This is a genomic window from Stenotrophomonas muris, assembly GCF_052751275.1.
On record NZ_CP199879.1, the window covers coordinates 1,612,592 to 1,637,399 of the forward strand.

The following is a 24,808-nucleotide window of genomic DNA, read 5'->3' on the forward strand; positions in this document are numbered from 1 at the left end:
CCAATGCGTGCTGGCGCCCGCCCCTGACCGTAGATTCCATGTCCGACGGCAACGACACTGCAGTGCATGATGTCCACGCGGCTGATGCCGCGGACGAACGATTCCTGGTCCGCAACCCGCGCCAGCTGCGCCAGCTGCTGCGCTCGCTGATCGACCAGCGATCGCTGATCAACGCCCATATCGACGGCCGCGACCGTTCCTTCCCGACCGCCCTGCTCGACCTCGACGAAGACGAGGACTTCCTGCTGCTCGATGGCAGCCCACAGGAAGCCTCCAACCGCGCCGCCGAGCAGGCCGATCACCTGCTGTGCTTCGCCCAGCTCGAACGCGTGCTGGTACGGTTCCGGCTGCACGAACTGCAGCGCGTGGACAACGACGGCCATGTGGCCTTCCGTGCGCCCCTGCCTGACGAACTGGTGCACCTGCAGCGCCGCGAGCTGTACCGGCTGGAGACGCCGGTCACCGACTCACCCCACCTGCTGCTGCCGCCTGGCGAAGCGCGCGCCGAAGCCCTGTCGATGCGCGTAGTGGACATCAGCGGTGGCGGCCTGGCCGTGGTGGTGCCCAATGACTGCGCGGTGTTTGGTCTGCAGAAGCGCTATCCGGCGCGGCTGTCGCTGCCGGACGGCCCCGACCTGGATATCGAACTGGTGGTCTGCAACCTGCTGCCGCAGCGTCAGCCCAATGGCATCGAGGTCAAGCGCGTGGGAATGCGCTTTGAATGCCTGCCACGCGGCGCCGACAGCGCCATCCAGCGCTACATCTTCCGCATCGACCGCCAGCGCAAGGCCCGCCGCAACGGCGAGCTCTGAGGCCGTCCGACCGGTAGTGCCGGCCGCCGGCCGGCAACCCTGGAACGCGTGCCGGGGTCAGATCCCTTTTCCCTGAAAAGGGATCTGATCCCATCCACGGCACTGCCCGGCACCTAAAGTCCCCCCCGGCGGGGCCGATATCGAGCCTGACACCGGGACTTCCGGCAGAACCAGGACCCCTCGATGAACGACAAGACCAGCTCCGCCGCCAGCGCCGGTGGCGAATTTCTCAGCTTCACCCTTGGTGATGAGCACTACGGCGTGGACATCCTCAAGGTGCAGGAAATCCGCGGCTACGACGCCGTCACCCGCGTGCCGGACGCCCCGGACTACATCAAGGGCGTGATCAACCTGCGCGGCACCATCGTCCCGGTCATCGACCTGCGCCTGAAGCTGCGCCTGGACAACGCCCGCTACGATGCCTTCACCGTGATGATCGTGCTGAACGTGGAAGACCGCGTGGTCGGCATCGTCGTCGACAGCGTCTCCGACGTGATCCCGCTGTCGGCCGAGCAGATCCGCCCGACCCCGGAATTCGGCGCGGCCGTCGACACCCGCTTCATCTCCGGCATCGGTACCCACGACGATCGCATGCTGATCCTGCTGGACATCGAGACCCTGCTCGACAGCGCCGACATGGGCCAGGCCAACCTCGCCGAAGACGTCGCTGCCTGAGCAAACGGAACTGCTTCACGTTCCAGTCACAAAACCCTTCAGTTCCCTTCGGCGGTGCCGATAGGGGGACAGAAGCCGGTCGCGCAGGAGCGCGCAGGACCGGCCCGATCGTTACCATCCCCGGAGATACCCTCGATGAAGTCCCTGTTTGCGTTCGTCTCGGCCGCTGTCCTGGCCACCACCGCCGCCTCCGCTTTCGCCCAGTCGGCCGACATGATCCCGCCGGAAATGGCGCCGCGTTCGGTCGGCAAGGACGGCATGGTCTGTGGCAAGGTCGAAAAGGCCCGTTACGCAGAAGGCTCCGAAGGCCAGCCGACCTTCCTGTACATGGGCGGCGCCTTCCCGCGCCACACCTTCTCGGCGCGTATCGCCGGCGAGAACCGCGGCAAGTTCTCCTTCCCGCTGGAAACCCTGGAAGGCAAGACCGTGTGCGTGATCGGCAAGATCCAGCGCGACGCCTCGCGTGCGGAAATCGAAGTCAGCTCGCCGGCCGGGCTGAAGCTGGCCAACATCAAGTAATCCGCCGTTCGTCGGACCACGCCGGGCCTGGTCCTGGCGTGGTTTCTGCTGCAACCGGGCCCGATGCCCGGGCGCGTCTGCCTTAGGAGCTCGCAACGCCCATGCCGTGGATCAACAACCTGAAACTGATGCCGAAACTGCTGCTGACCTTCGGCGTCCTCCTGCTGGTGATGCTGCTGCAGGGCATCGTCGCCTATCGCGGCCTGCATTCGCTGAACAACGTGACCACCGAGCTGGCCGGTTCACGCATGGAGAGCATCCGCATGGCCGGCGAGATGCGCGGCATGCTGGGCGAGTACCGCAATGCCGCCTACCAGCAGCTGATCCGCGCCAGCGATGACGTCAAGTCCGATGCGCGCAAGCAGGGCGTCGACCTGCGCGCCAGCATGGACAAGTCGATCAAGGAGTATCCGAAGCTGGTCGACAACCCGCAGCAGAAGAAGCTGTTCGACGCCTTCGCCAAGGAATGGAAGGACGCCCTGGCATCCTATGACAGCGTCACCGAGATGCTGGAACTGGACCTCCCGGACGACGCCATCGATACCTTCGTCGGCGAAACCCGCACCAAGCACCGCAAGGCCGCCTCCGCGCTGGAGGCGCTGATCGCCGAAGACAACCGCCTCGCCCGCGCCTCGCGCGAAGAGGCCGCATCCACCTACTCCGCCTCGGCCGTGCTGACCGTGATCGCCCTGCTGGGCGGCGCCGCGCTCGGCCTGGTACTGGTGTGGCTGTTTGCCCGCGCCCTGGTCGGCAGCGTGCGTGGCGCCGTCTCGGTGGCCAACGACGTGGCCGGCGGCAAGCTCGATGGCCACATCGACGTCAGCCGCCAGGATGAAGTGGGCGAACTGATGCAGGCCATGCAGCGCATGCAGCGCGACCTGCGCGAGCGCATCGAGACCGACCAGGCCATCGCCCGCGAGAACCTGCGCATCCGTACCGCGCTGGACTACAGCTCGACCGGCGTCTACCTGACCGACACCAGCAACACCATCGTCTACAGCAACCGCGCCCTGCAGCAGACCCTGAGCCAGTACCAGGACGAACTGCGCCGCGACCTGCCGGACTTCGATGCGCAGGCTTCGCTGATCGGCAAGCCGGTCACCGTGCTCGAACACCGCGGCGAGATGGACCAGACCCTGCTGGGCAACCTGAAGGCACACGGCGTCGCCCGTCGCCCGATGCAGTACGGCGATGCCCAGTTCGCCCAGGTGGTCTCGACCATCCGCAATGAAGGCGGCGACACCGTCGGCTACGTGGTGGAATGGCGCGACCGTACCCAGGAAGCGCAGGTCGAAGCCGAAGTGGCCCGCGTGATCGCCCAGGCCGCCGCTGGCGACCTGTCCGGCCGCATCGATGCCAGCGACAAGGAAGGCTTCTTCCTGCAGCTGGCCCAGCAGATCAACGGCCTGCTGGACGCCAATGCCGGCAGCATCGAGCAGATCTCCGGCCTGCTGGCCGCGCTGTCGCAGGGCGACCTGACCGTGCGCATGCACGGCGATTACCAGGGCGTGTTCGCCCGGATGCGCGACGACGCCAACGCCACCGCCGTGCAGCTGAGCGAGATCGTCACCCGCATCAAGCAGTCCAGCCGCGCGATCAGCTCCGCTGCCGGTGAAATCGCCTCCGGCAACAGCGACCTGTCGCGCCGCACCGAGCAGCAGGCCGCCAACCTGGAAGAAACCGCCGCCTCGATGGAGGAACTGACCTCCACCGTGCGCCAGAACGCCGAGCACGCACGCCAGGCCAACCAGCTCGCCATCGGCGCGCACGGTGTCGCCTCGCAGGGCGGTGACGTGGTCGGCCAGGTGGTCACCACCATGTCGGCCATCGAAGCCTCGTCGAAGAAGATCGCCGAGATCATCTCGGTGATCGACGGCATCGCCTTCCAGACCAACATCCTGGCGTTGAACGCGGCAGTGGAAGCGGCGCGTGCCGGCGAACAGGGCCGCGGCTTCGCCGTGGTCGCCAGCGAAGTGCGCACCCTCGCCCAGCGCTCGGCCGCGGCCGCCAAGGAGATCAAGGGCCTGATCGACGACTCGGTCGGCAAGGTCAACGACGGCTCGGCGCTGGTGCACAAGGCCGGCGCGACCATGGGCGAGATCGTCGCCTCGGTGCAGCGCGTGACCGACATCATGGCCGAGATCTCCGCCGCCTCGCAGGAACAGAGCGCCGGCATCGAGCAGGTCAACCAGACCGTGGTGCAGATGGACGAAACCACGCAGCAGAACGCCGCGCTGGTGGAAGAAGCCACCGCCGCCGCACGTGCGATGGAAGAACAGGCCAGCCACCTCAGCGAGGCCGTGTCGATCTTCGTGGTGGACGAAGCCGAGGTCGTCGCCGCCCCGCGCGTCACCGCCCCGGCGCCGCGCGCCGCTGCACCGGCTGCCCCGGCCCCGGCTGCCCCGCCGGCCCGCCGCACGGCGGGTGGTCGCCCGATGGCCACCGAACTGGCCGACGGGGACTGGCAGGAGTTCTGATGCCTGCCTGACCTGAGTTACGAGAACGCCCTGGCCCTGTGCTGGGGCGTTTTTGTTTATGGGCTATCTGATTATCCAGCCAACGGCGAAGCCCCTCGGGGTGGTCGCTGAGAGCGGCGGACTTCCTTCGTTTGGGCCGGGAGGATGGGTTGCGCAGGGGACGCTGCAAGTACGTCTCTGTAAGCTCGGTCGCCGCTTGCACGTGTGCACTGTCCTGCGCACACGGCAAGACCGGGGTTGGGCGTCCTGCCCAACCCGCCCGAGGCATGCCTCGACCCCATGCGGCTCACGCCCCTGCGCAACCCACCCTCCCGGCCACGGACACTTCCCGTGCGCGTCCACCCCGGATTGAAGAAAGAAGAGCAAAAGACAAAAGCCAGGTCACTTCCGGGGTCAGATCCGTTTTCCGCAGGAAAACGGATCTGACCCCTCTTTCCACCTGGAAACTCAACGCTCTTGCCGTCCGACACCGAAATGCCGGGAGGGCCGGGTCGGGGTGGGCAGGCAGGACCGTTGGCGCCATGGATGGCGCCATCGAGCCCCCATGGATGGGTTCACGGCGTGTCCTGCCTGCCCACCCCGACCCGGCCAACCCGTAGCTACCCATCGCCATGACCTGCCGTTGCCGTTGCCGTTGCCGTTGCCGTTGCTTCAAAAGCCTGCCGCAGGCAGCGCCGCAGCCGCCGCTGCAAGGAAACCTGAATACGTTCGGACACCGCACCTCAATCCCCCGCCCGCGCGGCCGATAACGGGGTTGTCACGGCGTATCCCGCCGCTGACCGGCACGGCGCCGCCCGCCCGCTTCGACCTGGTCCTGCTCGATGAATCTCCTGCATCGCTGGCAACACTACTTCCGCAATCTTTCCGTCCGGCGCAAGCTCAACCTGCTGACGCTGCTCATCGCGCTCGGCGTGATCGCGCTCTCGGTGATCGCCGCCCGCATGCAGTACCTGGACCTGACCGAAACCCGCAAGAGCGCGCTGAAGACCCAGGTCGAACTGAGCTACGGCATCCTGCTGCACTACCACCGCCTGGCCGGTACCGGCGAGCTCAGCGAAGAGGCCGCCAAGAGCGCCGCGCTGCAGGCGCTGGAGGTCATGCGCGCCGGGAACGATACCTACTACTTCAACATCTACGACACCGGCTACCGCCTGCTGATGCACCCGTTCCGCAAGGACCTGGTCGGCAAGGACATGAAGGACTTCCGCACCGACGACGGCGTACGGATCTACTACGACCAGGTCGAAGCGGCTCGCGCCGGCGGCGGCTTCGTCAACTACCGCTGGGCCAAGCCGGGCAGCAAGGGCGAGGTCGAGAAGGTCGCCTATGCCGGCCTGTTCGCGCCCTGGAACTGGGTGGTCAGCAGCGGCGTCTACATGGACGACGTGCAGAAACAGGCGCTGGTGTTCACCGCCATCATGGCGGTCTCTGGTGGCGTACTGGTGCTGATCGTGCTGGCCCTGAGCTGGGTCATCGGCAACCGCATCGCCGTGCCGCTGAAGCAGGCCACCGCCGTGGCCGAAGGCATCGCCGGCGGCAAGCTGGACAGCCACATCGGCCCGCAGCCGCACGACGAAACCGGCCGCCTGCTGGAGGCCATGGCCGGCATGCAGCAGCAGCTGCATGCAGTCATCACCGGCCAGCGCGAAATGGCGCGCCGTCATGACGGCGGCGAACTGAGCTACCGCATCGACGCCAGCGCCTTCCCCGGCGAGTACGGGCTGATGGTGCAGGAAACCAACGCCCTGGTCGGCGGCCACGTGCAGACCCTGCACGACGTGCTGGACGTGGTGCAGCAGTACGCGGTTGGCGATCTCAGCCGCGACATTGCACGCTACCCGGGCGAAAAGGCCGCGATGACAACCACCGTTGATACGGTCAAGGCCAACCTCGGCCGCATCAATGCCGAGATCAAGCAGCTGGCCAGCGCCGCCGCCGCCGGCGACTTCAGCCTCCGTGGCGATGCGCAGCGCTTCGATCACGATTTCCGCCTGATGCTGGAGAACCTCAACGCGATGATGGCGGTCAGCGATGACAACCTCGGCAAGCTCTCGCAGCTGCTGTCGGCCATCGCCGAAGGTGACCTGACCGCACGCATGCACGGTGATTACCAGGGCGTGTTCGCACGCATGCGCGACGATGCCAACACCACCGTTGCACAGCTGACCCAGATCGTCGGCCAGATCCAGGCCAGCGCCTCCAGCATCACCCTGGCCGCCGGCGAGATCGCCTCCGGCAACAGCGACCTGTCGCGCCGCACCGAGCAGCAGGCCGCCAATCTGGAAGAAACCGCCGCCTCGATGGAGGAACTGACCTCCACCGTGCGCCAGAACGCCGAGCACGCACGCCAGGCCAACCAGCTCGCCATCGGCGCGCACGGTGTCGCCTCGCAGGGCGGTGACGTGGTCGGCCAGGTGGTCACCACCATGTCGGCCATCGAAGCCTCGTCGAAGAAGATCGCCGAGATCATCTCGGTCATCGACGGCATTGCCTTCCAGACCAACATCCTGGCACTGAATGCCGCAGTGGAAGCCGCCCGTGCCGGTGAACAGGGTCGCGGCTTCGCCGTGGTCGCCAGCGAAGTGCGCACCCTTGCCCAGCGCTCGGCCGCCGCCGCCAAGGAGATCAAGGGCCTGATCGACGACTCGGTCGGCAAGGTTGCCGAAGGCTCGGCGCTGGTACACAAGGCCGGCGCGACCATGGGCGAGATCGTCGCCTCGGTGCAGCGCGTGACCGACATCATGGCCGAGATCTCTGCGGCCTCGCAGGAACAGTCGGCGGGCATCGAGCAGGTCAACCAGACCGTGGTGCAGATGGACGAAACCACCCAGCAGAATGCTGCGTTGGTGGAAGAAGCCACTGCTGCGGCACGCGCGATGGAGGACCAGGCCGGCCAGCTGGCTGACGCCGTGGCGATCTTCCGCCTCGACAACCAGGTGTCCGCCGCAGTGAAGGCCGTGGCCGCGCGCGCGGAGCCGGCCCGTATCACCACCGTGGCACGCCCGCAGCCGACCAGCACGCCCGCTCCGGTCCGCCGCAGCAGCAACGCCAGCACCTTCGCCGCCAGCGACAGCGACTGGCAGGAATTCTGAGACCCACCCGCGGCGGCTGCGGCCGCCGCCTCTGCCGATGGACACGTCCCCCGTGCAAAGTCCTACCCCCATCGTCACCGGCCCGCGCGAATTCGAGTTCGCCGACCGCGATTTCCGCCGCGTCTGCGACCTGATCTACCAGCGCGTGGGCATCGCCCTCGCGCCGGCAAAGCGCGACATGGTCTATGGCCGCCTGTCGCGCCGCCTGCGCACGCTGGGCATGCGCAGCTTCCAGCAGTACCTGGACCATCTGGAGCAGGAAGATGGTGACGAATGGCAGGCGTTCACCAACGCGCTGACCACCAACCTGACCTCGTTCTTCCGCGAACCGCATCACTTCGACAAGCTGCGCGAGGAACTCCAACAGCGCTCCAGCCGCGCCCCACTGCTGCTGTGGTCGTGCGCGGCGTCCACCGGCGAAGAGCCCTATTCGATGGCGATCACCGCCTGCGAGGCCTTCGGCACGTTGAAGCCGCCGGTACGCATCATTGCCACCGACGTCGATACCCAGGTGCTGGCCACCGCCGGCCGCGGCGTCTACAACATCGATCGCGTCGCCAGCCTCGATCCGGACCTGCGCCGCCGCTACTTCCAGCGCGGCAGCGGCCCCAACGAGGGCCAGTGCCGCGTGCTGCCGGCGCTGCGCGAACTGATCGAGTTCCGCCCATTGAACCTGCTCGCCCCGCGCTACGACGTCGGCGGCCCGTTCGACGCGCTGTTCTGCCGCAACGTGATGATCTACTTCGACAAGCCGACCCAGCGCGCCATCCTCGGTCGCCTGGTCCAGCACCTGGCCGATGACGGCCTGCTCTACACCGGCCATTCGGAGAACTACCTGCACGCCGCCGACCTGATCCAGCCCTGCGGCCGCACCCTGTACCGCCGTGCGGCAAAGGCCGGCGCATGAATGCCTCGCTGCGTACCGACGATGTGATGCGCTACCAGGATGCGCGCTTCCAGACCATCGCCGCCAAGCTGCTGCCGACCCAATACCTGGTGGTCGATGACACCACTGCGCTGACCACCACGCTGGGCTCCTGCGTGGCGGCGTGCCTGCGCGACCCGGTGCTGAAGATCGGCGGCATGAACCACTTCCTGCTGCCGGAGGGCAACGCCGGTGACGGCGCACCCGCACGCTACGGCAGCTATGCGATGGAACTGCTGATCAACGACATGCTCAAGCGGGGCGCCCACCGCAAGCGCATCGAAGCCAAGGTGTTCGGCGGCGCCAACGTGCTCAAGGGCTTCACCAGCAATCCAGTGGGCACCCGCAACGCCGAGTTCGTGCGCCAGTACCTGCAGGCCGAGCACATCCCGATCATCGCCGAGGACCTGTGCGGCATCCATCCGCGCAAGATCTGGTTCTTCGCTGACACCGGCCGCGTGGTGGTGCAGCGCCTGCCGCATGCGCATGAGGCCGAAGTGGCCGCCACCGAATCGGCGGTGCGTGCGCGCCTGTCCAAGGCGCCGGTCACCGGTGGCGTGGAGCTGTTCGAATGACCTTTACCGGCAACGCCCCCTGCCGGGTGCTGATCGTCGACGACTCTGCCGTCGTGCGCCAGATGCTCACCGAGATCCTGTCCAGCGATCCCGCCATCGACGTGGTCGGCACCGCCGCCGACCCGCTGCTGGCCCGTGAAAAGATCAAGCGACTGGCCCCGGACGTGATCACCTTGGACGTGGAAATGCCGCGCATGGACGGGCTGGCGTTCCTGGAAAACCTGATGCGCCTGCACCCGTTGCCGGTGGTGATGATCTCCTCGCTCACCGAGCGCGGCGCCGACACCACCCTGCAGGCACTGGCGCTGGGCGCCGTGGATTTTGTGTCCAAGCCGAAGTTGGACGTGGCCCGCGGCCTGCAGGGCTACGCCGACGAGATCATCGCCAAGGTCAAGATGGCGGCGCGCTCGCGGGTACGTCCGCTGGTGCGCGCTGCCGCGCCGAAGCTCATGCTGGACGCCGCGCCCGCGATACGCCCGGCCGCGCCGCAGTTCCGCACCACCGACCGGCTGATCGCGATCGGTTCCTCGGCGGGCGGCACCGAAGCGCTGCGCGTGGTGCTGGAAGGCATGCCTGCCGACGCGCCCGCCGTGGTGATGACCCAGCACCTGCCGGCCAGCTTCAGCAGTGCCTTCGCCGAACGCCTGGACCGCCACTCGGCGATGGCGGTACGTGAGGCCAGCGACGGCGAAGCGGTGCTGCCCGGCCACGCCTACCTGCCGCCGGGCGGCAAGCACCTGCGGATCATCCGCGACGGTGCGCGCTGGCGCTGCCGCGTCGACGATGGCCCGGCAGTGAACCGCCACAAGCCGGCAGTGGACGTGCTGTTCCGTTCGGTCGCGCAGAACGCCGGTGGCAACGCCATCGGCGCCATCCTCACCGGCATGGGCGACGACGGCGCACGCGGCCTGCTGGAAATGCGCCAGGCCGGCGCGCCGACGTTGGTGCAGGACGAAGCCACCAGCGTGGTCTGGGGCATGCCGGGTGCCGCGTTCAAGCTGGGCGCGGCCGAGGAACAGGTGCCGCTGGAGCGGATCGCCGAGCGATTGCTCGCCCTCGCCCGCGGCTGACAGGTCCCTGTAGAGCCGAGCCCATGCTCGGCTCTGCACCCTGCTGGACACCTCCAAGAGACGTCAGGCTCCATTGCCGATCCGCCGCCAGCACTTTCGACCATTGATGTTTCAACGACGCTGATCGAGGTTTGATCCTGCCGCAAGCCATGCGCGCCAAACGGGAGGCCCGCAGGACACCGACTTGGAGCGCGGCTGGAGCGGGTCGTATAGTCAGGTATCGCACAGCAATGGAACGCCGATGAACGTTACCCCGCAAGGCCGCGCTGCTCGGGTACGCAGGGAGGGAGGTCCGGATAGCGGGCAATACCCACTGCGCAACCTGTCGCACTTGCCCGGATGCGGCGCCGTCGTTCGTGATGAGACCGCATGTTCCAGGGATCAAGGAAAATCCTGCAGCGACATGGACCGCTCATGCTGAAAGTTCTCCCGCCCCTTGCTCACGTTGCGTTGATCGCCTCGATCACACTGGCCGTTCCGGGCTGCAACAAGGAACGCTCACATCCGGTCTATCGCGAGAATCCTGCACCCAGGGATGCGCTGCCGATTGTGATTCGGGTCCACGATGCACCCGTGGATGTCCCCGTTCCTTCGGTCTTTGTCACGTATGAGATAGACCCACTCTGTCTCCCTCCGGTCAACAATTGGGAGGGGGTGCAGTACGAGCCGAACCAGCACAAGGTTGAGCTTCAGGCACAGCGCCTCAGTGCCACTGAATTCAGCAGTGTTGTATTCAACGATGGCATGGAAGTTGCCGACTATTACGGTCGCGGCCCGTGCACTTGGACACCCGTGCTCGTGGAAGCTTCATTCGCCTTCATCATCGATGATCGCCCTATCCAAGCAACCGCATGGACTTCATTCACAAAGCTTGAAACCGAGAAACTCGCTACTACCTACGTACATCGCGCCTTACGCCCCATGACTTCAGGGGGATCGCCAGAGTGGACGCCTACCGAGCCTTCGACTTGGTACGAGAAGATGCCTCAAGATAAGCGAAAGGATTACTTCCCAATCGAAATCTCCACACGGACTGAAGGAACAGCCCAATGAATCCTGGAGCAAATGCAGCCCTCTCAGATCATGTCTACAAGGATCCGCTCCCTGCGCCCAAGGCCATTGTTACCATCGCCGGGACGGAATATCGTGTACTGGCCAGCCTAAACTCTGCCATCGGCTACCAAGGCGTCAAGAGTCAACGCACAACTCGGCGATGCCCTCGCACTCACCAAGCAGGCGATCGATCTGGCTAAAGAGAATGGGTATGGTCCGGTGTACGTCACCGGCCACTCGCTGGGCGGCGCGCTCGCCCAGATCACTGCACACCACTACAACCTCCCCGGCGACGCATTCAATCCTTACGGTGCTGCCGGGCTGGCGTATCGCCTTCCTGAGGGCCAGCCGGCCAACGCGGCGCCCTTCACCAACCATGTGATGGCAGGCGACCTGGTCAGCGCGGGCGGTCCTCATTACGGCAAGGTCGAGATGTATGCGCTGCCCAGGGAACTGGAGGTCCTGCGCAACGCCGAGCACGGCCAGCGCATCGCCTCGCTTGGAACACCTGGGATGAAAAGCGGCCATGTCATGTCCGCCGCGGTGGCGGTCCAGTTGGGCGACTCCCATCGATTGGTTCATTTCCTTGATCGCGTGACCGGCAAGGGCCCGGTGCCGTCTGTACTGGACAATCCCCAGGCCCGGATCACAGATCCCGAAGACCTGCGCCGGATTGCCGACTACCGCAGTGATGTTCATCAGTTGCGCGCAGGCGCGACCATGCTTGTCGGCGGCGGACCTGGCCTGCTGCGCGACGGGGTCAATTACCTGCGCGGTATTGAGGAAGCCGGTGCATATGCCCGCCGCGAGGCTGAAGCGGAGCAGCGGGCCCGGAATGCGCTCAGGCCGGGGGAGCAACTGACCCAGGATGCAACCGACAAGGGCTCGCCCTCTCTCGGCAATCCCGGCTTCTCTCCCAGGAGTCCATTGCAGGAGAGCATTGAGTCAACCTTGGACAAGGCAGGCTTGGATCCCAGGAAGGAAGGCCATCCAGACCATGCGCTCTACCAGCAGATCCGCGATGGTGTATCCGCCGTGGATGCCAGGCACGGGCGCAACTTCGATGAAACCAGTGAGCGCATGACGGCCAGCCTGCTTGCGACGGCCAAGAGCAGCGGCCTCGAACGCGTTGATCATGTGGTCCTGGGCAGTCCACCCAGCGATGGCTCGGGCCCTCGCATGTTCGTTGTGCAGGGAGCACCGGGCAATCCGGCACACCTGCGGGCGTCGGTTCCGATCAGCGAGGCAATCAATACGCCGGTGGAGCAGTCGATCGCCAAGGCCGAACAGATTGCGCAGGCACAGCAGGTCGGTCAGCAAGACCACGCCCAGGAGCAGACCCGAACCGCGATGCGCATGGGCTAGGCCACCTGGCCGGGCACAATAGAAACCCGGCTTTCACCGGAGGTTCTTCGTTTCAACGGGTTGTCGGCCAGCGGCCGGCACTACCATGCGTCATCCGCTCACAAAAAAACCCCCGGCGCGAGCCGGGGGTTTTCAGTTACCGCATCAGGCAGCGACCGTCTTGGCCACGTCCTGGTATTCCTCGATCTGGTCGAAGTTCATGTAGCGGTAGATCTCCGCGCCATTGGCGTTGATCACGCCGATGTCCGCCATGTACTCCTCCTTGGTCGGGATGCGGCCCAGGCGCGAGCAGATCGCCGCCAGTTCCGCCGAACCCAGGTACACGTTGGTGTTGCGGCCAAGGCGGTTCGGGAAGTTGCGGGTCGAGGTCGACATCGCGGTGGAGCCTTCGCGGATCTGCGCCTGGTTGCCCATGCACAGCGAGCAGCCCGGCATTTCCATGCGCGCGCCGGTAGCGCCGAAGGTGCCGTACACGCCTTCCTTGGTCAGCTCCGAAGCATCCATCTTGGTCGGCGGGGCCACCCACAGGCGGGTCGGCAGGTCACGCTTGCCTTCCAGCAGCTTCGCAGCGGCGCGGAAGTGACCGATGTTGGTCATGCACGAACCGATGAACACTTCGTCGATCTTGGCGCCGGCCACTTCGGACAGGGTCTTCACGTCGTCCGGGTCGTTCGGGCAGGCCACGATCGGCTCATGGATGTCGGCCAGGTCGATCTCGATGACGGCGGCGTATTCGGCGTCGGCATCCGGCTCCAGCAGCTGCGGGTTGGCCAGCCACGCTTCCATCTTCTCGATGCGACGCTGCAGCGAACGCGGGTCCTGGTAACCCTCGGCAATCATCCACTTCAGCAGGGTGATGTTGCTGGTCAGGTACTCGATGATCGGTTCCTTGTTCAGGCGCACCGAGCAACCGGCCGCCGAACGCTCGGCCGAGGCATCGGACAGTTCGAACGCCTGCTCGACCTTCAGCTCCGGCAGGCCTTCGATTTCCAGGATGCGACCGGAGAAGATGTTCTTCTTGCCAGCCTTGGCCACGGTCAGCAGGCCCGACTTGATCGCGTACAGCGGGATCGCGTTGACCAGGTCACGCAGGGTCACGCCCGGCTGCATCTTGCCCTTGAAGCGCACCAGCACCGACTCCGGCATGTCCAGCGGCATCACGCCGGTGGCCGCGGCGAAGGCGACCAGGCCCGAACCGGCCGGGAACGAAATACCCACCGGGAAACGGGTGTGCGAGTCACCACCGGTGCCGACGGTGTCCGGCAGCAGCATGCGGTTGAGCCAGCTGTGGATCACGCCGTCGCCCGGGCGCAGCGAAACGCCGCCACGGGTGGAGATGAACTCCGGCAGGGTGTGGTGGGTCTTCACGTCCACCGGCTTCGGGTACGCGGCGGTATGGCAGAACGACTGCATCACCAGGTCGGCCGAGAAGCCCAGGCACGCCAGGTCCTTCAGCTCGTCGCGGGTCATCGGGCCGGTGGTGTCCTGCGAGCCCACCGAGGTCATCTTCGGTTCGCAGTAGGTGCCCGGGCGCATGCCCTGGCCTTCCGGCAGGCCACAGGCGCGGCCGACCATCTTCTGCGCCAGCGAGAAGCCCTTGCCGGTGTCGACCGGCTGCACCGGCAGGCGGAACAGATCGGTCGGGGCCAGGCCCAGCGCTTCGCGCGCCTTGCCGGTCAGGCCACGGCCGATGATCAGCGGAATGCGGCCACCGGCACGCACTTCGTCGAACAGCACGTCGGACTTGACCTGGAACTCGGCGATCACTTCACCGTTCTTCAGCGCCTTGCCTTCGTACGGACGCAGCTCGACCACATCGCCGTGTTCCATCTTCGACACGTCCAGCTCGATCGGCAGCGCGCCGGCATCTTCCATGGTGTTGTAGAAGATCGGGGCGATCTTCGAACCCAGGCAGACGCCACCGGCGCGCTTGTTCGGGATGAACGGAATGTCATCGCCGGTCCACCACAGCACGCTGTTGGTGGCCGACTTGCGCGAGGAACCGGTGCCGACCACGTCGCCGACGTAGGCGACCAGATGGCCCTTGTCCTTCAGGTCAAGGATCTGCTGGATCGGGCCGCGCTTGCCGTCTTCTTCCGGGGTGAACGGCGCGTCGTCGCGCTTGTTCTTCAGCATCGCCAGGGCGTGCATCGGAATGTCCGGGCGGGTGGTCGCGTCCGGTGCCGGCGACAGGTCGTCGGTGTTGGTCTCGCCCGGCACCTTGAACACGGTGACGGTCAGGCTCTGCGGCACTTCCGGATTGCTGGTGAACCACTCGGCATCGGCCCAGCTCTGCAGCACGGCCTGGGCGTTGGCGTTGCCGGCCTTGGCCTTTTCCTGCACGTCATGGAACGCATCGAACACCAGCAGGGTCTTCTTCAGGCCGTTGGCGGCGATGGTGCCGACGCTGGCGTCGTCCAGCAGCTGCACCAGCGGGGCGACGTTGTAACCGCCGAGCATGGTGCCCAGCAGTTCGGTGGCGCGCTCGCGGCTGATCAGCGGGTTCTGCTCGCTGCCCAGGGCGATCGCCGCCAGGTAAGAGGCCTTGACCTTGGCCGCGTCATCGACACCGGCCGGCACGCGATGGGTCAGCAGGTCGAGCAGGAACTCGGCCTCGCCCTGCGGCGGGTTCTTCAGCAGTTCGATGACATCGGCCGTCTGCTGCGCGCTCAGCGGCAGCGGCGGGATGCCAAGCGCAGCGCGCTCGGCGACGTGGTGGCGGTAGGCTTCCAACATGACAACTCCCGGGTAATGCGTAGGTTGAAATAACAAAGTGGGCTCAGGCGTGCGGCACGATCAGCTTCAGGCCCTTGAAGTAGTCGCGGTAAAACGTGTCGTTCCAGGTGATCAGGCCGTCACACTGCAGCAGTGCGTGGGCGCCGACCATGAATTCGTCCAGGCTGCGGCGGCTGCCGCCGCGCTGGCGATGACGGCGGTGCATCTCGCCGGCGCGCAGCGCCGACTTGGCTTCCATCGGGTTGAAGTGCACGCCCATTTCTTCCAGCGCTTCGAGCACCTCGGCGCCGCCGCGCAGCGATGCGCAGACCTCGGCCAGGGTCGCGCCACAGACCACCACGCGGCCACCGACCAGGCTCTGCCGGAGGATGGCTTCCACGGCATCGGCCTGCGGACCATTGCTGAGCAGCTCGACCAGCACCGGTGAATCGACGGCGATCATCACGGCTTATTCCTCGTCACGCACCGCGCGTACCGCTGCGTCGGACGATTCGAAGCCGTCCAGCGCAAACTTGCCGCGCGCCCGTGAAATCGCATCGTCAACACTCTTGCGCAGGATGATGCGGCTGCCGTCCAGCTCGACCTTCAGCAGCGTGCCCTTGGTCAGGCCGAGGGCATCACGCACCGCCTTGGGCAGGGTGATCTGTCCGCGTTCTGCAACAGTGGCTTCCATCGGTAGGCCCTCCAGAGTATGCACAAATTATACATACTTCCCCGGGCATACTTCCACCCTGAACAGGACCGGCGCCCCGCCAGCCCTTGCCTCGCAAAGGATCGGCCACAAACGTGACATACGCCATACACCTTCCCCTGTAGTCTGGAACCGATGCCGCAGGCCGGGACCCGGCCCGGATGAATCCATTCAGTCTGAGGTTCATACTGGGACGACCGGGGCCGTCAGGCCCGCGGCGACCGCAAGCAGGCCCGCCCATGCGCGGGCCACTGCAAGCCATCCGCAAGAAGGAGTTACCCCGCATGAGCGATTCGTTCTCCACCCGCAGCCAGCTGAACGTCGGCGGCAAGACCTACGACTACTTCAGCCTGCCCACGCTGGGCCAGCGCTTCGATATCTCCCACCTGCCCTACTCGATGAAGATCCTGCTGGAGAACCTGCTCCGGCACGAGGACGGCGGTATCACCGTCGGCAAGGACCACATCGAAGCCGTGGCCCGCTGGAACCCGGCGGCCGAGCCGGACACCGAGATCGCCTTCATGCCGGCGCGCGTGGTCCTGCAGGACTTCACCGGCGTGCCCTGCGTGGTCGACCTGGCCGCGATGCGCGACGCGGTCGTCAAGCTGGGCGGCTCGCCGGAGCAGATCAACCCGCAGATCCCCTCCGAACTGGTCATCGACCACTCGGTGCAGGTCGATGTGTTCGGCAAGCCGGACGCGCTGGACCTCAACGGCAAGATCGAGTTCCAGCGCAACCAGGAACGCTACGGCTTCCTGCGCTGGGGCCAGAAGGCCTTCGACAACTTCAAGGTGGTGCCGCCGAACACCGGCATCGTCCACCAGGTGAACCTGGAGAACCTGGCCCGCGTAGTGATGACCGCCGACAAGGACGGCAAGGCGGTCGCCTACCCCGATACCGTGTTCGGTACCGACAGCCACACCACCATGATCAACGGCATCGGCGTGCTTGGCTGGGGCGTGGGCGGCATCGAAGCCGAGGCCGCCATGCTCGGCCAACCGTCGTCGATGCTGATTCCGCAGGTGGTCGGCTTCAAGCTGACCGGCAAGCTGCCCGAGGGTGCCACCGCTACGGACCTGGTGCTGACCGTCACCCAGATGCTGCGCAAGCTGGGCGTCGTCGGCAAGTTCGTCGAGTTCTACGGTGACGGCCTGCAGCACCTGCCGCTGGCCGACCGTGCCACCATCGGCAACATGGCCCCGGAGTACGGCGCCACCTGCGGCATCTTCCCGATCGACGCCGAATCGCTGAACTACCTGCGCCTGTCCGGCCGCAGCGAAGAGCAGATCGACCTGGTCGAAGCCTATGCCAAGGCACAGGGCCTGTGGCACGAACCGGGCAGCCCGCATGCCCAGTACAGCACCACGCTGGAACTGGACATGGGCACGGTGAAGCCGTCGCTGGCTGGCCCGAAGCGTCCGCAGGACCGCGTGCTGCTGGAGGACGTGCAGAAGAACTACCGCGAAGCACTGGTTGGCATGACCAGCAACCGCGACAAGCGCAGTGATGATGTTTCCTCGTTCGTCAATGAAGGCGGCGGCGCGGCGGTCGGCAACGAGCAGCTGGCCAAGGGCTTCGCCGACATCGAGATCGAAGGCCGCAAGGTGCGGCTGAAGGATGGCGCGGTGGTCATCGCCGCCATCACCTCCTGCACCAATACCTCCAACCCGGCGGTGATGATCGGTGCCGGCCTGCTGGCCCGCAATGCGGCCGCCAAGGGCCTGAACCGCCAGCCGTGGGTGAAGACCTCGCTCGGGCCGGGCTCGCGCGTGGTCACGGACTACCTGGAAAAGGCCGGCGTGCTGAAGGAGCTGGAGAAGATCGGCTTCTACGTGGTCGGCTACGGCTGCACCACCTGCATCGGCAACTCCGGCCCGCTGCCGACCGAAGTCAGCGCCGGCATCGCCACCGGCGACCTGGTCGTCACCTCGGTGCTGTCGGGCAACCGCAACTTCGAGGGTCGCGTGCACCCCGAAGTGAAGATGAACTACCTGGCAAGCCCGCCGCTGGTGGTGGCCTATGCCATCGCCGGCACCACCGACATCGACCTGACCACCCAGCCGCTGGGCACCGGCAGCGATGGCCAGCCGGTGTTCCTGCGCGACATCTGGCCGAGCAACAAGGAAATCGGCGATGTCATCGCCGCCACCATCGGCCCGGAGATGTTCAAGCAGAACTACGCCGACGTGTTCAAGGGCGACACCCGCTGGAACACCATCGCCTCGCCGGACGGCAACCTGTACGCGTGGAGCGATGCCTCCACCTACATCAAGAACCCGCCGTACTTCGATGGCATGACCATGCAGACCGGCAGCATCGACGACGTGCACGGCGCACGCGTGATGGGCCTGTTCGGCGATTCGATCACCACCGACCACATCTCCCCGGCCGGCAACATCAAGAAGGACTCGCCGGCGGGCCGCTTCCTGCAGCAACGCGGCGTGCAGCCGGCCGACTTCAACAGCTACGGCAGCCGCCGCGGCAACGATGACGTGATGGTCCGCGGCACCTTCGCCAACATCCGCATCAAGAACCTGATGTTCGGTGGCGAGGAAGGCGGCAACACCCTGTACTACCCCGCCGGCGGTGGCCAGCCGGAGAAGCTGGCGATCTACGATGCGGCCATGAAGTACAAGGCCGACAAGGTGCCGCTGGTGGTGCTGGCCGGCAAGGAATACGGCACCGGTTCGTCGCGCGACTGGGCGGCCAAGGGCACCCTGCTGCTGGGGGTGAAGGCGGTCATCGCCGAAAGCTTCGAGCGCATCCACCGCTCCAACCTGGTCGGCATGGGCGTGCTGCCGCTGCAGTTCCGCAACGGCGAGAACGCGCAGAGCCTGGGCCTGGACGGCTCGGAAGTGATCGACATCACCGGCCTGCAGGACGGTGCCAGCAAGCGCGCCACGGTCACCGCGACCAAGGCCGATGGCACGAAGAAGACCTTCGAGGTCTCGGTGATGCTGCTGACCCCGAAGGAAGTCGAGTACTTCCGTCATGGCGGCCTGCTGCAGTACGTGCTGCGCCAGCTGGCAGCCAAGTAACGGAAAAGGGCCGGATCCTTGCGGGTCCGGCCCTTTCCGTCTGCGATGCCCCCCTGTAGAGCCGAGCCTGCGCTCGTCTGCTTCTGCGCCAACAGCAGCCGAGCGTGGGCTCGGCTCTACAGAGGCGCTCAGCGGCGGGGTGCGTCCGGGTCGGTGCGCAGCGCCTTCAGCAGGCCCCACATGTAGAACGCCAGCGTGAACGAGAACGGCAGGCCACACAGCACCACCGCCGTCTGCATCGCACTGAAATTGCCGGCCAGCAGCAGGCCGACGCTGGCCACGGTGATGCCGGCCGCCCAGAACACGCGCAGCCAGATCGGCGCGTCATGGCCGTCTTCCACACCATCGTCAACGCGACGGGTGCACAGGTTGGCGATCATCAGCGTGCCCGAGTCGACCGGGGTCAGGAACAGCACGAAGCCGATCACCACTGCGGCACCGGCCACGTACGGCGCGCCGGGCAGGTATTCCAGCAGCTTGAACAGCGTCATCGCCGCATCGTGCTGGGCCACCTCACCCAGGATCGCCTGGCCGTGGTTGAGCACCAGGTCGATGGCGGTGTTGCCGAAGATCGACAGCCAGGCCAGGGTGAAGCCGAGCGGGATCAGCAGCACGCCCATGATCACTTCGCGGATGGTGCGGCCGCGCGAGATGCGTGCCACGAAAAGGCCGACGAACGGCGCCCAGGCGATCCACCAGGCCCAGTAGAACAGCGTCCACGAGCCCATCCACTCACGGCCCTTCGGGTCGTTGAGGTACATGTCGAAGCTCTTGCGCACGAACGCGCCGAGATAATCACCAGTATTCTGGATCAGGCCATCGAACAGGTGCAGGGTCGGGCCGGTGACCAGCACGAACAGCAGCAGGCCACACAGCAGGCGCACATTGAGGTTGGACAGCCAGGCAATGCCCTTTTCCACACCGGCGACCACGCCGATGGTGGCCACCACCATCATCACCAGCACGATGGCCACCAGCACCTGCGGCGTATCCGGGATGTGGAACAGGTAGACCAGGCCGGACTGCACCACCAGCGCGCCGATGCCGAGGTTGGTCACCATCGAGATCAGCGTGGCCAGGATGCCGAAACCATCGACCATGTCGCCGATGCGGCCGTGGATGCGCTCACCGAAGATCGGGTACAGCGCCGAGCGCAGCGCCAGCGGCAGGTCGCGGCGGTACGCGAAGTAGCCCAGCGCCACGCCGACCAGCGCGTACAGCGCCCAGCCGTGCAGGCCCCAGTGCAGGAAGGTCAGCACCATCGCTTCGCGGCCGGCGGCCACGGTCCCGCCGGGTTGCCCGGGCGGATGCAGGAAATGGTCCAGCGGCTCGTAGGCACCGTAGTACAGCAGCGCGATGCCGATGCCGGCCGAGAACAGCATCGAGACCCAGGCAACGTAGCCAAACGCCGGTGACTCCTCGTTGTGGCCCAGGCGGATGCGGCCATACGGCGAGAACGCCAGCCACAGCACGAAGCCCAGGCACAGCACGATCAGCAGCATGTACCACCAGCCGAACGCGGCCGACACCTCGGCCTGCGCCCATTGCAGCCAGTGCTCGCTGCCTTCGGGATAGAGAACGGTGAGCAGCCCGAGGATGCCGATCGACACCGAGGAGCTGAGAAAGACAAAACGGTTCAAGCGCAGGGGCGAACGCTTGGGATGAGCCAGGGAAGACATGGGATCGTCTCATCAGTCCGGGGGAGCACATGGGCGGGGCCGGACCGGTAAACCGGGCCCATGGCGTGGGGCGCGAGCGCATCCTAGGGTTTATTGATTGAACGTTCAATCAATAAAAAGCATAATGGCGGGCAGCCGATCCTTCGGGTCGCAATCCGTGGAGAGACAATGCCGAAGAAAGGCGTGGAACCGGTACGGCGCGAACAGCTGATCCGGGCCACTTTCCAGACCATCGACGAGATCGGCATGGCCGACGCGACCGTCGCCACCATCGCGAAGAAGGCAGGGCTGTCCAGCGGCATCGTCGCCCACTACTTTGGCGATAAGGACGGCCTGCTCAATGCTGCAATGCGGCAGATCCTGCGCGAGCTGAAGGACGCCGTCGCCCGCTACCGCGCCGAGGCCAGCGATGACCCCCGCGAGCAGTTGCGTGCCATCGTCGATGGCAACTTCGACGACAGTCAGATCAACGGTACCGCAATGCGCGTCTGGCTCACGTTCTGGGCCGCCAGCATGCACCAGCCGGAACTGGCCCGGCTGCAGCGCGCCAACGACCAGCGCCTGTTCTCCAACCTGTGCCACCAGTTCAACCGCCTGCTGCCCCACCCGCAGGCCCGCATGGCCGCCCGTGGCCTGGCCGCGATGATCGACGGCCTGTGGCTGCGTGGCAGCCTGGTCGGCGGCCAGTTCAACGCCGACAAGTCGCGGCGCATCGCCTACGGCTACATCGACTTCCAGTTGCAGGCTGCCGCGCTATAAGCGCTTCAGCACCCGCCCCCTTCCAAGGAGTACGCCCCATGACCACCCTGCCCGTCCAACAGCTCTACATCCACGGCCAGCGCGTCGATGCCACCAGCGGCAAGACCTTCAAGACCGTCAACCCGGCCACCGGTGAGGTGATCGCCGAAGTGCAGGTTGCCAGCCAGGCCGACGTCGAGCGCGCCGTGCAGAGCGCGGCCGAAGGCCAGAAGGTGTGGGCCGCGATGACGGCCATGGAGCGCTCGCGCATCCTGCGCCGCGCCGTCGAGCTCCTGCGCGAGCGCAACGACGAACTGGCCCACCTGGAAACCCTGGACACCGGCAAGGCGCTGGCCGAGACCACCACCGTGGACATCGTCACCGGCGCCGACGTGGTCGAGTACTACGCTGGCCTGGCCACCGCCATCGAAGGCATCCAGCTGCCGCTGCGCGAATCGAGCTTCTTCTACACCCGCCGCGAACCGCTGGGCGTGGTGGCCGGCATCGGCGCCTGGAACTACCCGATCCAGATCGCCATGTGGAAGTCGGCCCCCGCCCTGGCCGCCGGCAATGCGATGGTGTTCAAGCCGTCCGAAGTGACCCCGTTGACCGCGATCCGGCTGGCCGAGATCTACACCGAAGCCGGCGTGCCGGCCGGCGTGTTCAACGTCGTGCAGGGCCCGGGCCGCGAGATCGGGCAGTGGCTGACCGAGCACCCGGTGATCGAGAAGATTTCCTTCACCGGCGGCGTCTCCACCGGCAAGAAGGTCATGGCCAGCGCGGCGTCCTCGTCGCTGAAGGAAGTGACCATGGAGCTGGGCGGCAAGTCGCCGCTGGTGATCTGCGATGACGCCGATCTGGACCGCGCCGCCGACATCGCGGTGATGGCCAACTTCTTCAGCTCCGGCCAGGTCTGCACCAACGGCACCCGCGTGTTCGTGCCGCGCAGCATGCTGGCCGCGTTCGAGGCCGCCGTTGTCGAGCGCGTCAAGCGCATCCGCATCGGCGACCCGATGGCCGCCGAGACCAACTTCGGCCCGCTGACCAGCTTCCCGCACATGGAAAACGTGCTGCGCTACATCGAAAGCGGCAAGGCCGAAGGCGCCCGCCTGCTGACCGGCGGCGGCCGTGCCACCGAAGGCGCGCTGGCCAATGGCGCGTACGTGCTGCCGACCGTGTTCTCCGACTGCCGCGATGACATGACGATTGTCCGGGAAGAGATCTTCGGGCCGGTGATGAGCATCCTCGCCTACGACGACGAAGACGAAGTGGTGCGTCGTGCCAACGACACCACCTTCGGCCTCGCCGCGGGCGTGGTCAGCAAGGACGTCAGCCGCGCCCACCGCATCATCCACCGCCTGGAAGCCGGCATCTGCTGGATCAACACCTGGGGCGAATCGCCGGCCGAAATGCCCGTCGGTGGCTACAAGGAATCCGGCGTCGGCCGCGAGAACGGCATCTCGACCCTCGGCCACTACACCCGCATCAAGTCGGTGCAGGTCGAGCTGGGCGACTACGCCAGCGTGTTCTGACCGGCGCGCCGCCAGCACGCCCCATCGTCCGGCCACCGCGCCGATCCGACATCCCGCCGGGACGCCTGCATGCAGCGCGCCCCGGCCTGCAGGAGACACCCATGAGCACCCACAACGAGTACGACTACATCATCATCGGCGCCGGTTCGGCCGGCAACGTGCTGGCTACCCGCCTCACCGAAGATGCCGATGTCAGCGTGCTGCTGCTGGAAGCCGGTGGCCCGGACTACCGGCTCGACTTCCGTACCCAGATGCCGGCGGCACTGGCCTTCCCACTGCAGGGCAAGCGCTACAACTGGGCGTACAAGACCGATCCGGAGCCCTTCATGAACAACCGCCGCATGGACTGCGGCCGCGGCAAGGGCCTGGGCGGCTCGTCGCTGATCAACGGCATGTGCTACATCCGCGGCAACGCGATGGACTATGACAACTGGGCCAGCATGCCGGGCCTGGAAGACTGGACCTACCTGGACTGCCTGCCCTACTTCCGCAAGGCCGAAACCCGTGATATCGGCCCCAATGACTACCACGGTGGCGACGGCCCGCTGCGCGTTACCACGCCGAAGGCCGGCAACAACGAGCTGTTCGCTGCGATGGTCGAAGCCGGCGTGCAGGCCGGCTACCCGCGCACCGACGACCTCAACGGCTACCAGCAGGAAGGTTTCGGCCCGATGGACCGCACGGTGACCCCGAAGGGCCGTCGTTCCAGCACCGCCCGCGGCTACCTGGACCTGGCCAAGCCGCGCCCGAACCTGACCATCGTCACCCACGCGCTGACCGACCGCATCCTGTTCTCGGGCAAGCGCGCCGTGGGCGTGCAGTGGCTGCACAGCGACCAGCCGCAGCGCGCCACCGCCCGCCGCGAAGTGCTGCTGTGCGGCGGCGCCATCGCCTCGCCGCAGATCCTGCAGCGCTCGGGCGTCGGCCCGGCCGACCTGCTGCGCAGCCTGGACATCGACCTGGTGCACCACCTGCCGGGCGTCGGCGCCAACCTGCAGGACCACCTTGAGATGTACCTGCAGTACGAGTGCAAGAAGCCGGTGTCGCTGGCGCCGGCACTGAAGCTGTACAACCAGCCGGCGATCGGTGCCGAGTGGCTGTTCCTGGGCACCGGCATCGGCGCCAGCAACCAGTTCGAGGCCGGTGGCTTCATCCGCAGCGACGCCGAATTCGACTGGCCGAACCTGCAGTACCACTTCCTGCCGGTGGCGATCAATTACAACGGCTCCAACCCGATCAAGGCGCACAGCTTCCAGATGCACGTCGGTTCGATGCGCTCACCCAGCCGCGGCCGCATCCACGTGCGCTCGAAGGACCCGCGCGAACATCCGAGCATCCTGTTCAACTACATGTCGCACGACCAGGACTGGCGCGAGTTCCGTGCGGCGATCCGCATCACCCGCGAGATCTTCGCGCAGCCGGCGCTGGCCCCGTACAGCGGCCGCGAGATCTCGCCGGGAAGCGCGCTGCAGACCGACGCGCAGATCGATGCGTTCGTGCGCGAGCACGCCGAGACTGCCTATCACCCGTCGTGCTCGAACAAGATGGGCCATGCCGACGATCCGATGGCGGTGGTCGATGGCCAGGGCCGCGTACACGGGCTGGAAGGCCTGCGCATCGTCGATGCCTCGATCATGCCGCAGGTGGTGACCGGCAACCTCAACGCGCCGACCATCATGATGGCCGAGAAGCTGGCCGACGTGATCCGCGGCCGCACCCCGCTCGCCCGTAGCACCGCGCCGTACTACAAGGCCAACGGCGCACCCGTTCGCAAGCAGGGTTGACGCAGCCGGCCCGCTTGGGGCCACGGTAGTGCCGGCCGCTGGCCGGC

General features: G+C 66.3%; 18 protein-coding genes. 14 read left to right on the top strand and 4 right to left on the bottom strand.

The window, feature by feature from the left end; all coding sequences use genetic code 11:
* Positions 1 to 38: 38 nt before the first annotated feature.
* The 10 genes from ACUVWL_RS07330 to ACUVWL_RS07375 all read left to right on the top strand — a co-directional run bounded on the left by ACUVWL_RS07330 (position 39) and on the right by ACUVWL_RS07375 (position 12,563).
* Positions 39 to 812, top strand: coding sequence for a flagellar brake protein (locus ACUVWL_RS07330; protein WP_046430424.1), 774 nt, complete (start codon positions 39 to 41; stop codon positions 810 to 812).
* Between the two features lie 183 nt (positions 813 to 995).
* Positions 996 to 1,487 carry a chemotaxis protein CheW gene (locus ACUVWL_RS07335; protein WP_014647021.1) on the top strand — a complete coding sequence of 164 codons (492 nt, stop codon included), beginning with the start codon at positions 996 to 998 and terminating at the stop codon, positions 1,485 to 1,487.
* A gap of 135 nt (positions 1,488 to 1,622) precedes the next feature.
* Positions 1,623 to 2,006 (top strand): hypothetical protein, encoded by a 384-nt coding sequence (locus tag ACUVWL_RS07340; RefSeq protein WP_014647020.1) that lies wholly within the window; start codon positions 1,623 to 1,625, stop codon positions 2,004 to 2,006.
* 101 nt (positions 2,007 to 2,107) lie between these two features.
* Positions 2,108 to 4,483 carry a methyl-accepting chemotaxis protein gene (locus ACUVWL_RS07345; protein WP_445978983.1) on the top strand — a complete coding sequence of 792 codons (2,376 nt, stop codon included), beginning with the start codon at positions 2,108 to 2,110 and terminating at the stop codon, positions 4,481 to 4,483.
* Positions 4,484 to 5,304: 821 nt separating this feature from the next.
* Entirely contained in the window at positions 5,305 to 7,575 is a 2,271-nt protein-coding gene (locus ACUVWL_RS07350) for a methyl-accepting chemotaxis protein (RefSeq protein ID WP_445978984.1), read from the top strand.
* Positions 7,576 to 7,612: 37 nt separating this feature from the next.
* Positions 7,613 to 8,482 (top strand): CheR family methyltransferase, encoded by an 870-nt coding sequence (locus ACUVWL_RS07355; RefSeq protein ID WP_049407415.1) that lies wholly within the window; start codon positions 7,613 to 7,615, stop codon positions 8,480 to 8,482.
* Positions 8,479 to 9,075, top strand: coding sequence for a chemoreceptor glutamine deamidase CheD (cheD, locus tag ACUVWL_RS07360; RefSeq protein ID WP_014037083.1), 597 nt, complete (start codon positions 8,479 to 8,481; stop codon positions 9,073 to 9,075). Before ACUVWL_RS07355 ends, cheD begins: the two co-directional genes overlap by 4 nt.
* Entirely contained in the window at positions 9,072 to 10,145 is a 1,074-nt protein-coding gene (locus ACUVWL_RS07365; RefSeq protein WP_014647016.1) for a protein-glutamate methylesterase/protein-glutamine glutaminase, read from the top strand. Before cheD ends, ACUVWL_RS07365 begins: the two co-directional genes overlap by 4 nt.
* Positions 10,146 to 10,559: 414 nt before the next feature.
* Positions 10,560 to 11,198: a hypothetical protein gene (locus ACUVWL_RS07370; RefSeq protein ID WP_445978985.1), complete on the top strand. Its 639-nt coding sequence runs from the start codon at positions 10,560 to 10,562 to the stop codon at positions 11,196 to 11,198.
* Between the two features lie 219 nt (positions 11,199 to 11,417).
* Positions 11,418 to 12,563 carry an XVIPCD domain-containing protein gene (locus ACUVWL_RS07375; protein WP_445978986.1) on the top strand — a complete coding sequence of 382 codons (1,146 nt, stop codon included), beginning with the start codon at positions 11,418 to 11,420 and terminating at the stop codon, positions 12,561 to 12,563.
* 144 nt (positions 12,564 to 12,707) lie between these two features.
* Here the strand turns inward: ACUVWL_RS07375 and acnB are convergent, their stop codons facing one another.
* From acnB to ACUVWL_RS07390, 3 genes are read right to left on the bottom strand one after another with little or no spacing between them, the layout of a single operon-like run.
* Positions 12,708 to 15,299, bottom strand: a complete 2,592-nt coding sequence (gene acnB / locus ACUVWL_RS07380) for a bifunctional aconitate hydratase 2/2-methylisocitrate dehydratase (RefSeq protein ID WP_014647014.1) — start codon at positions 15,297 to 15,299, stop codon at positions 12,708 to 12,710.
* A gap of 43 nt (positions 15,300 to 15,342) precedes the next feature.
* Positions 15,343 to 15,741, bottom strand: a complete 399-nt coding sequence (locus ACUVWL_RS07385) for a type II toxin-antitoxin system VapC family toxin (RefSeq protein ID WP_005416402.1) — start codon at positions 15,739 to 15,741, stop codon at positions 15,343 to 15,345.
* 6 nt (positions 15,742 to 15,747) lie between these two features.
* Positions 15,748 to 15,972, bottom strand: a complete 225-nt coding sequence (locus ACUVWL_RS07390) for an AbrB/MazE/SpoVT family DNA-binding domain-containing protein (RefSeq protein WP_005409505.1) — start codon at positions 15,970 to 15,972, stop codon at positions 15,748 to 15,750.
* A 302-nt stretch (positions 15,973 to 16,274) separates the two neighbouring features.
* Here ACUVWL_RS07390 and acnA point away from each other — a divergent pair, with 302 nt between their 5' ends.
* Complete coding sequence (gene acnA, locus ACUVWL_RS07395) at positions 16,275 to 19,028, top strand: aconitate hydratase AcnA (RefSeq protein ID WP_445978987.1); 2,754 nt, start codon at positions 16,275 to 16,277, stop codon at positions 19,026 to 19,028.
* 128 nt (positions 19,029 to 19,156) lie between these two features.
* Here the strand turns inward: acnA and ACUVWL_RS07400 are convergent, their stop codons facing one another.
* Positions 19,157 to 20,707 carry a BCCT family transporter gene (locus tag ACUVWL_RS07400; protein ID WP_014647012.1) on the bottom strand — a complete coding sequence of 517 codons (1,551 nt, stop codon included), beginning with the start codon at positions 20,705 to 20,707 and terminating at the stop codon, positions 19,157 to 19,159.
* Between the two features lie 168 nt (positions 20,708 to 20,875).
* Here ACUVWL_RS07400 and betI point away from each other — a divergent pair, with 168 nt between their 5' ends.
* The 3 genes from betI to betA all read left to right on the top strand — a co-directional run bounded on the left by betI (position 20,876) and on the right by betA (position 24,761).
* Complete coding sequence (betI, locus tag ACUVWL_RS07405) at positions 20,876 to 21,466, top strand: transcriptional regulator BetI (RefSeq protein ID WP_445978988.1); 591 nt, start codon at positions 20,876 to 20,878, stop codon at positions 21,464 to 21,466.
* Positions 21,467 to 21,504: 38 nt separating this feature from the next.
* Entirely contained in the window at positions 21,505 to 22,977 is a 1,473-nt protein-coding gene (gene betB, locus ACUVWL_RS07410) for a betaine-aldehyde dehydrogenase (RefSeq protein WP_445978989.1), read from the top strand.
* 101 nt (positions 22,978 to 23,078) lie between these two features.
* Positions 23,079 to 24,761 (top strand): choline dehydrogenase, encoded by a 1,683-nt coding sequence (gene betA, locus ACUVWL_RS07415; RefSeq protein WP_014647009.1) that lies wholly within the window; start codon positions 23,079 to 23,081, stop codon positions 24,759 to 24,761.
* Positions 24,762 to 24,808: the final 47 nt, after the last annotated feature.

What these genes read in the sequence shown, in the direction of transcription:
- ACUVWL_RS07340 (WP_014647020.1), top strand. Translation starts at nt 1,623, where the DNA reads ATGAAGTCCCTGTTTGCGTTCGTCTCGGCCGCTGTCCTGGCCACCACC.
- acnB (WP_014647014.1), bottom strand. Translation starts at nt 15,299, where the DNA reads ATGTTGGAAGCCTACCGCCACCACGTCGCCGAGCGCGCTGCGCTTGGC.
- cheD (WP_014037083.1), top strand. Translation starts at nt 8,479, where the DNA reads ATGAATGCCTCGCTGCGTACCGACGATGTGATGCGCTACCAGGATGCG.
- ACUVWL_RS07335 (WP_014647021.1), top strand. Translation starts at nt 996, where the DNA reads ATGAACGACAAGACCAGCTCCGCCGCCAGCGCCGGTGGCGAATTTCTC.
- betB (WP_445978989.1), top strand. Translation starts at nt 21,505, where the DNA reads ATGACCACCCTGCCCGTCCAACAGCTCTACATCCACGGCCAGCGCGTC.
- ACUVWL_RS07370 (WP_445978985.1), top strand. Translation starts at nt 10,560, where the DNA reads ATGCTGAAAGTTCTCCCGCCCCTTGCTCACGTTGCGTTGATCGCCTCG.
- ACUVWL_RS07365 (WP_014647016.1), top strand. Translation starts at nt 9,072, where the DNA reads ATGACCTTTACCGGCAACGCCCCCTGCCGGGTGCTGATCGTCGACGAC.
- betI (WP_445978988.1), top strand. Translation starts at nt 20,876, where the DNA reads ATGCCGAAGAAAGGCGTGGAACCGGTACGGCGCGAACAGCTGATCCGG.
- ACUVWL_RS07355 (WP_049407415.1), top strand. Translation starts at nt 7,613, where the DNA reads ATGGACACGTCCCCCGTGCAAAGTCCTACCCCCATCGTCACCGGCCCG.
- ACUVWL_RS07385 (WP_005416402.1), bottom strand. Translation starts at nt 15,741, where the DNA reads ATGATCGCCGTCGATTCACCGGTGCTGGTCGAGCTGCTCAGCAATGGT.
- ACUVWL_RS07345 (WP_445978983.1), top strand. Translation starts at nt 2,108, where the DNA reads ATGCCGTGGATCAACAACCTGAAACTGATGCCGAAACTGCTGCTGACC.
- acnA (WP_445978987.1), top strand. Translation starts at nt 16,275, where the DNA reads ATGAGCGATTCGTTCTCCACCCGCAGCCAGCTGAACGTCGGCGGCAAG.
- betA (WP_014647009.1), top strand. Translation starts at nt 23,079, where the DNA reads ATGAGCACCCACAACGAGTACGACTACATCATCATCGGCGCCGGTTCG.
- ACUVWL_RS07390 (WP_005409505.1), bottom strand. Translation starts at nt 15,972, where the DNA reads ATGGAAGCCACTGTTGCAGAACGCGGACAGATCACCCTGCCCAAGGCG.
- ACUVWL_RS07400 (WP_014647012.1), bottom strand. Translation starts at nt 20,707, where the DNA reads ATGTCTTCCCTGGCTCATCCCAAGCGTTCGCCCCTGCGCTTGAACCGT.
- ACUVWL_RS07350 (WP_445978984.1), top strand. Translation starts at nt 5,305, where the DNA reads ATGAATCTCCTGCATCGCTGGCAACACTACTTCCGCAATCTTTCCGTC.
- ACUVWL_RS07330 (WP_046430424.1), top strand. Translation starts at nt 39, where the DNA reads ATGTCCGACGGCAACGACACTGCAGTGCATGATGTCCACGCGGCTGAT.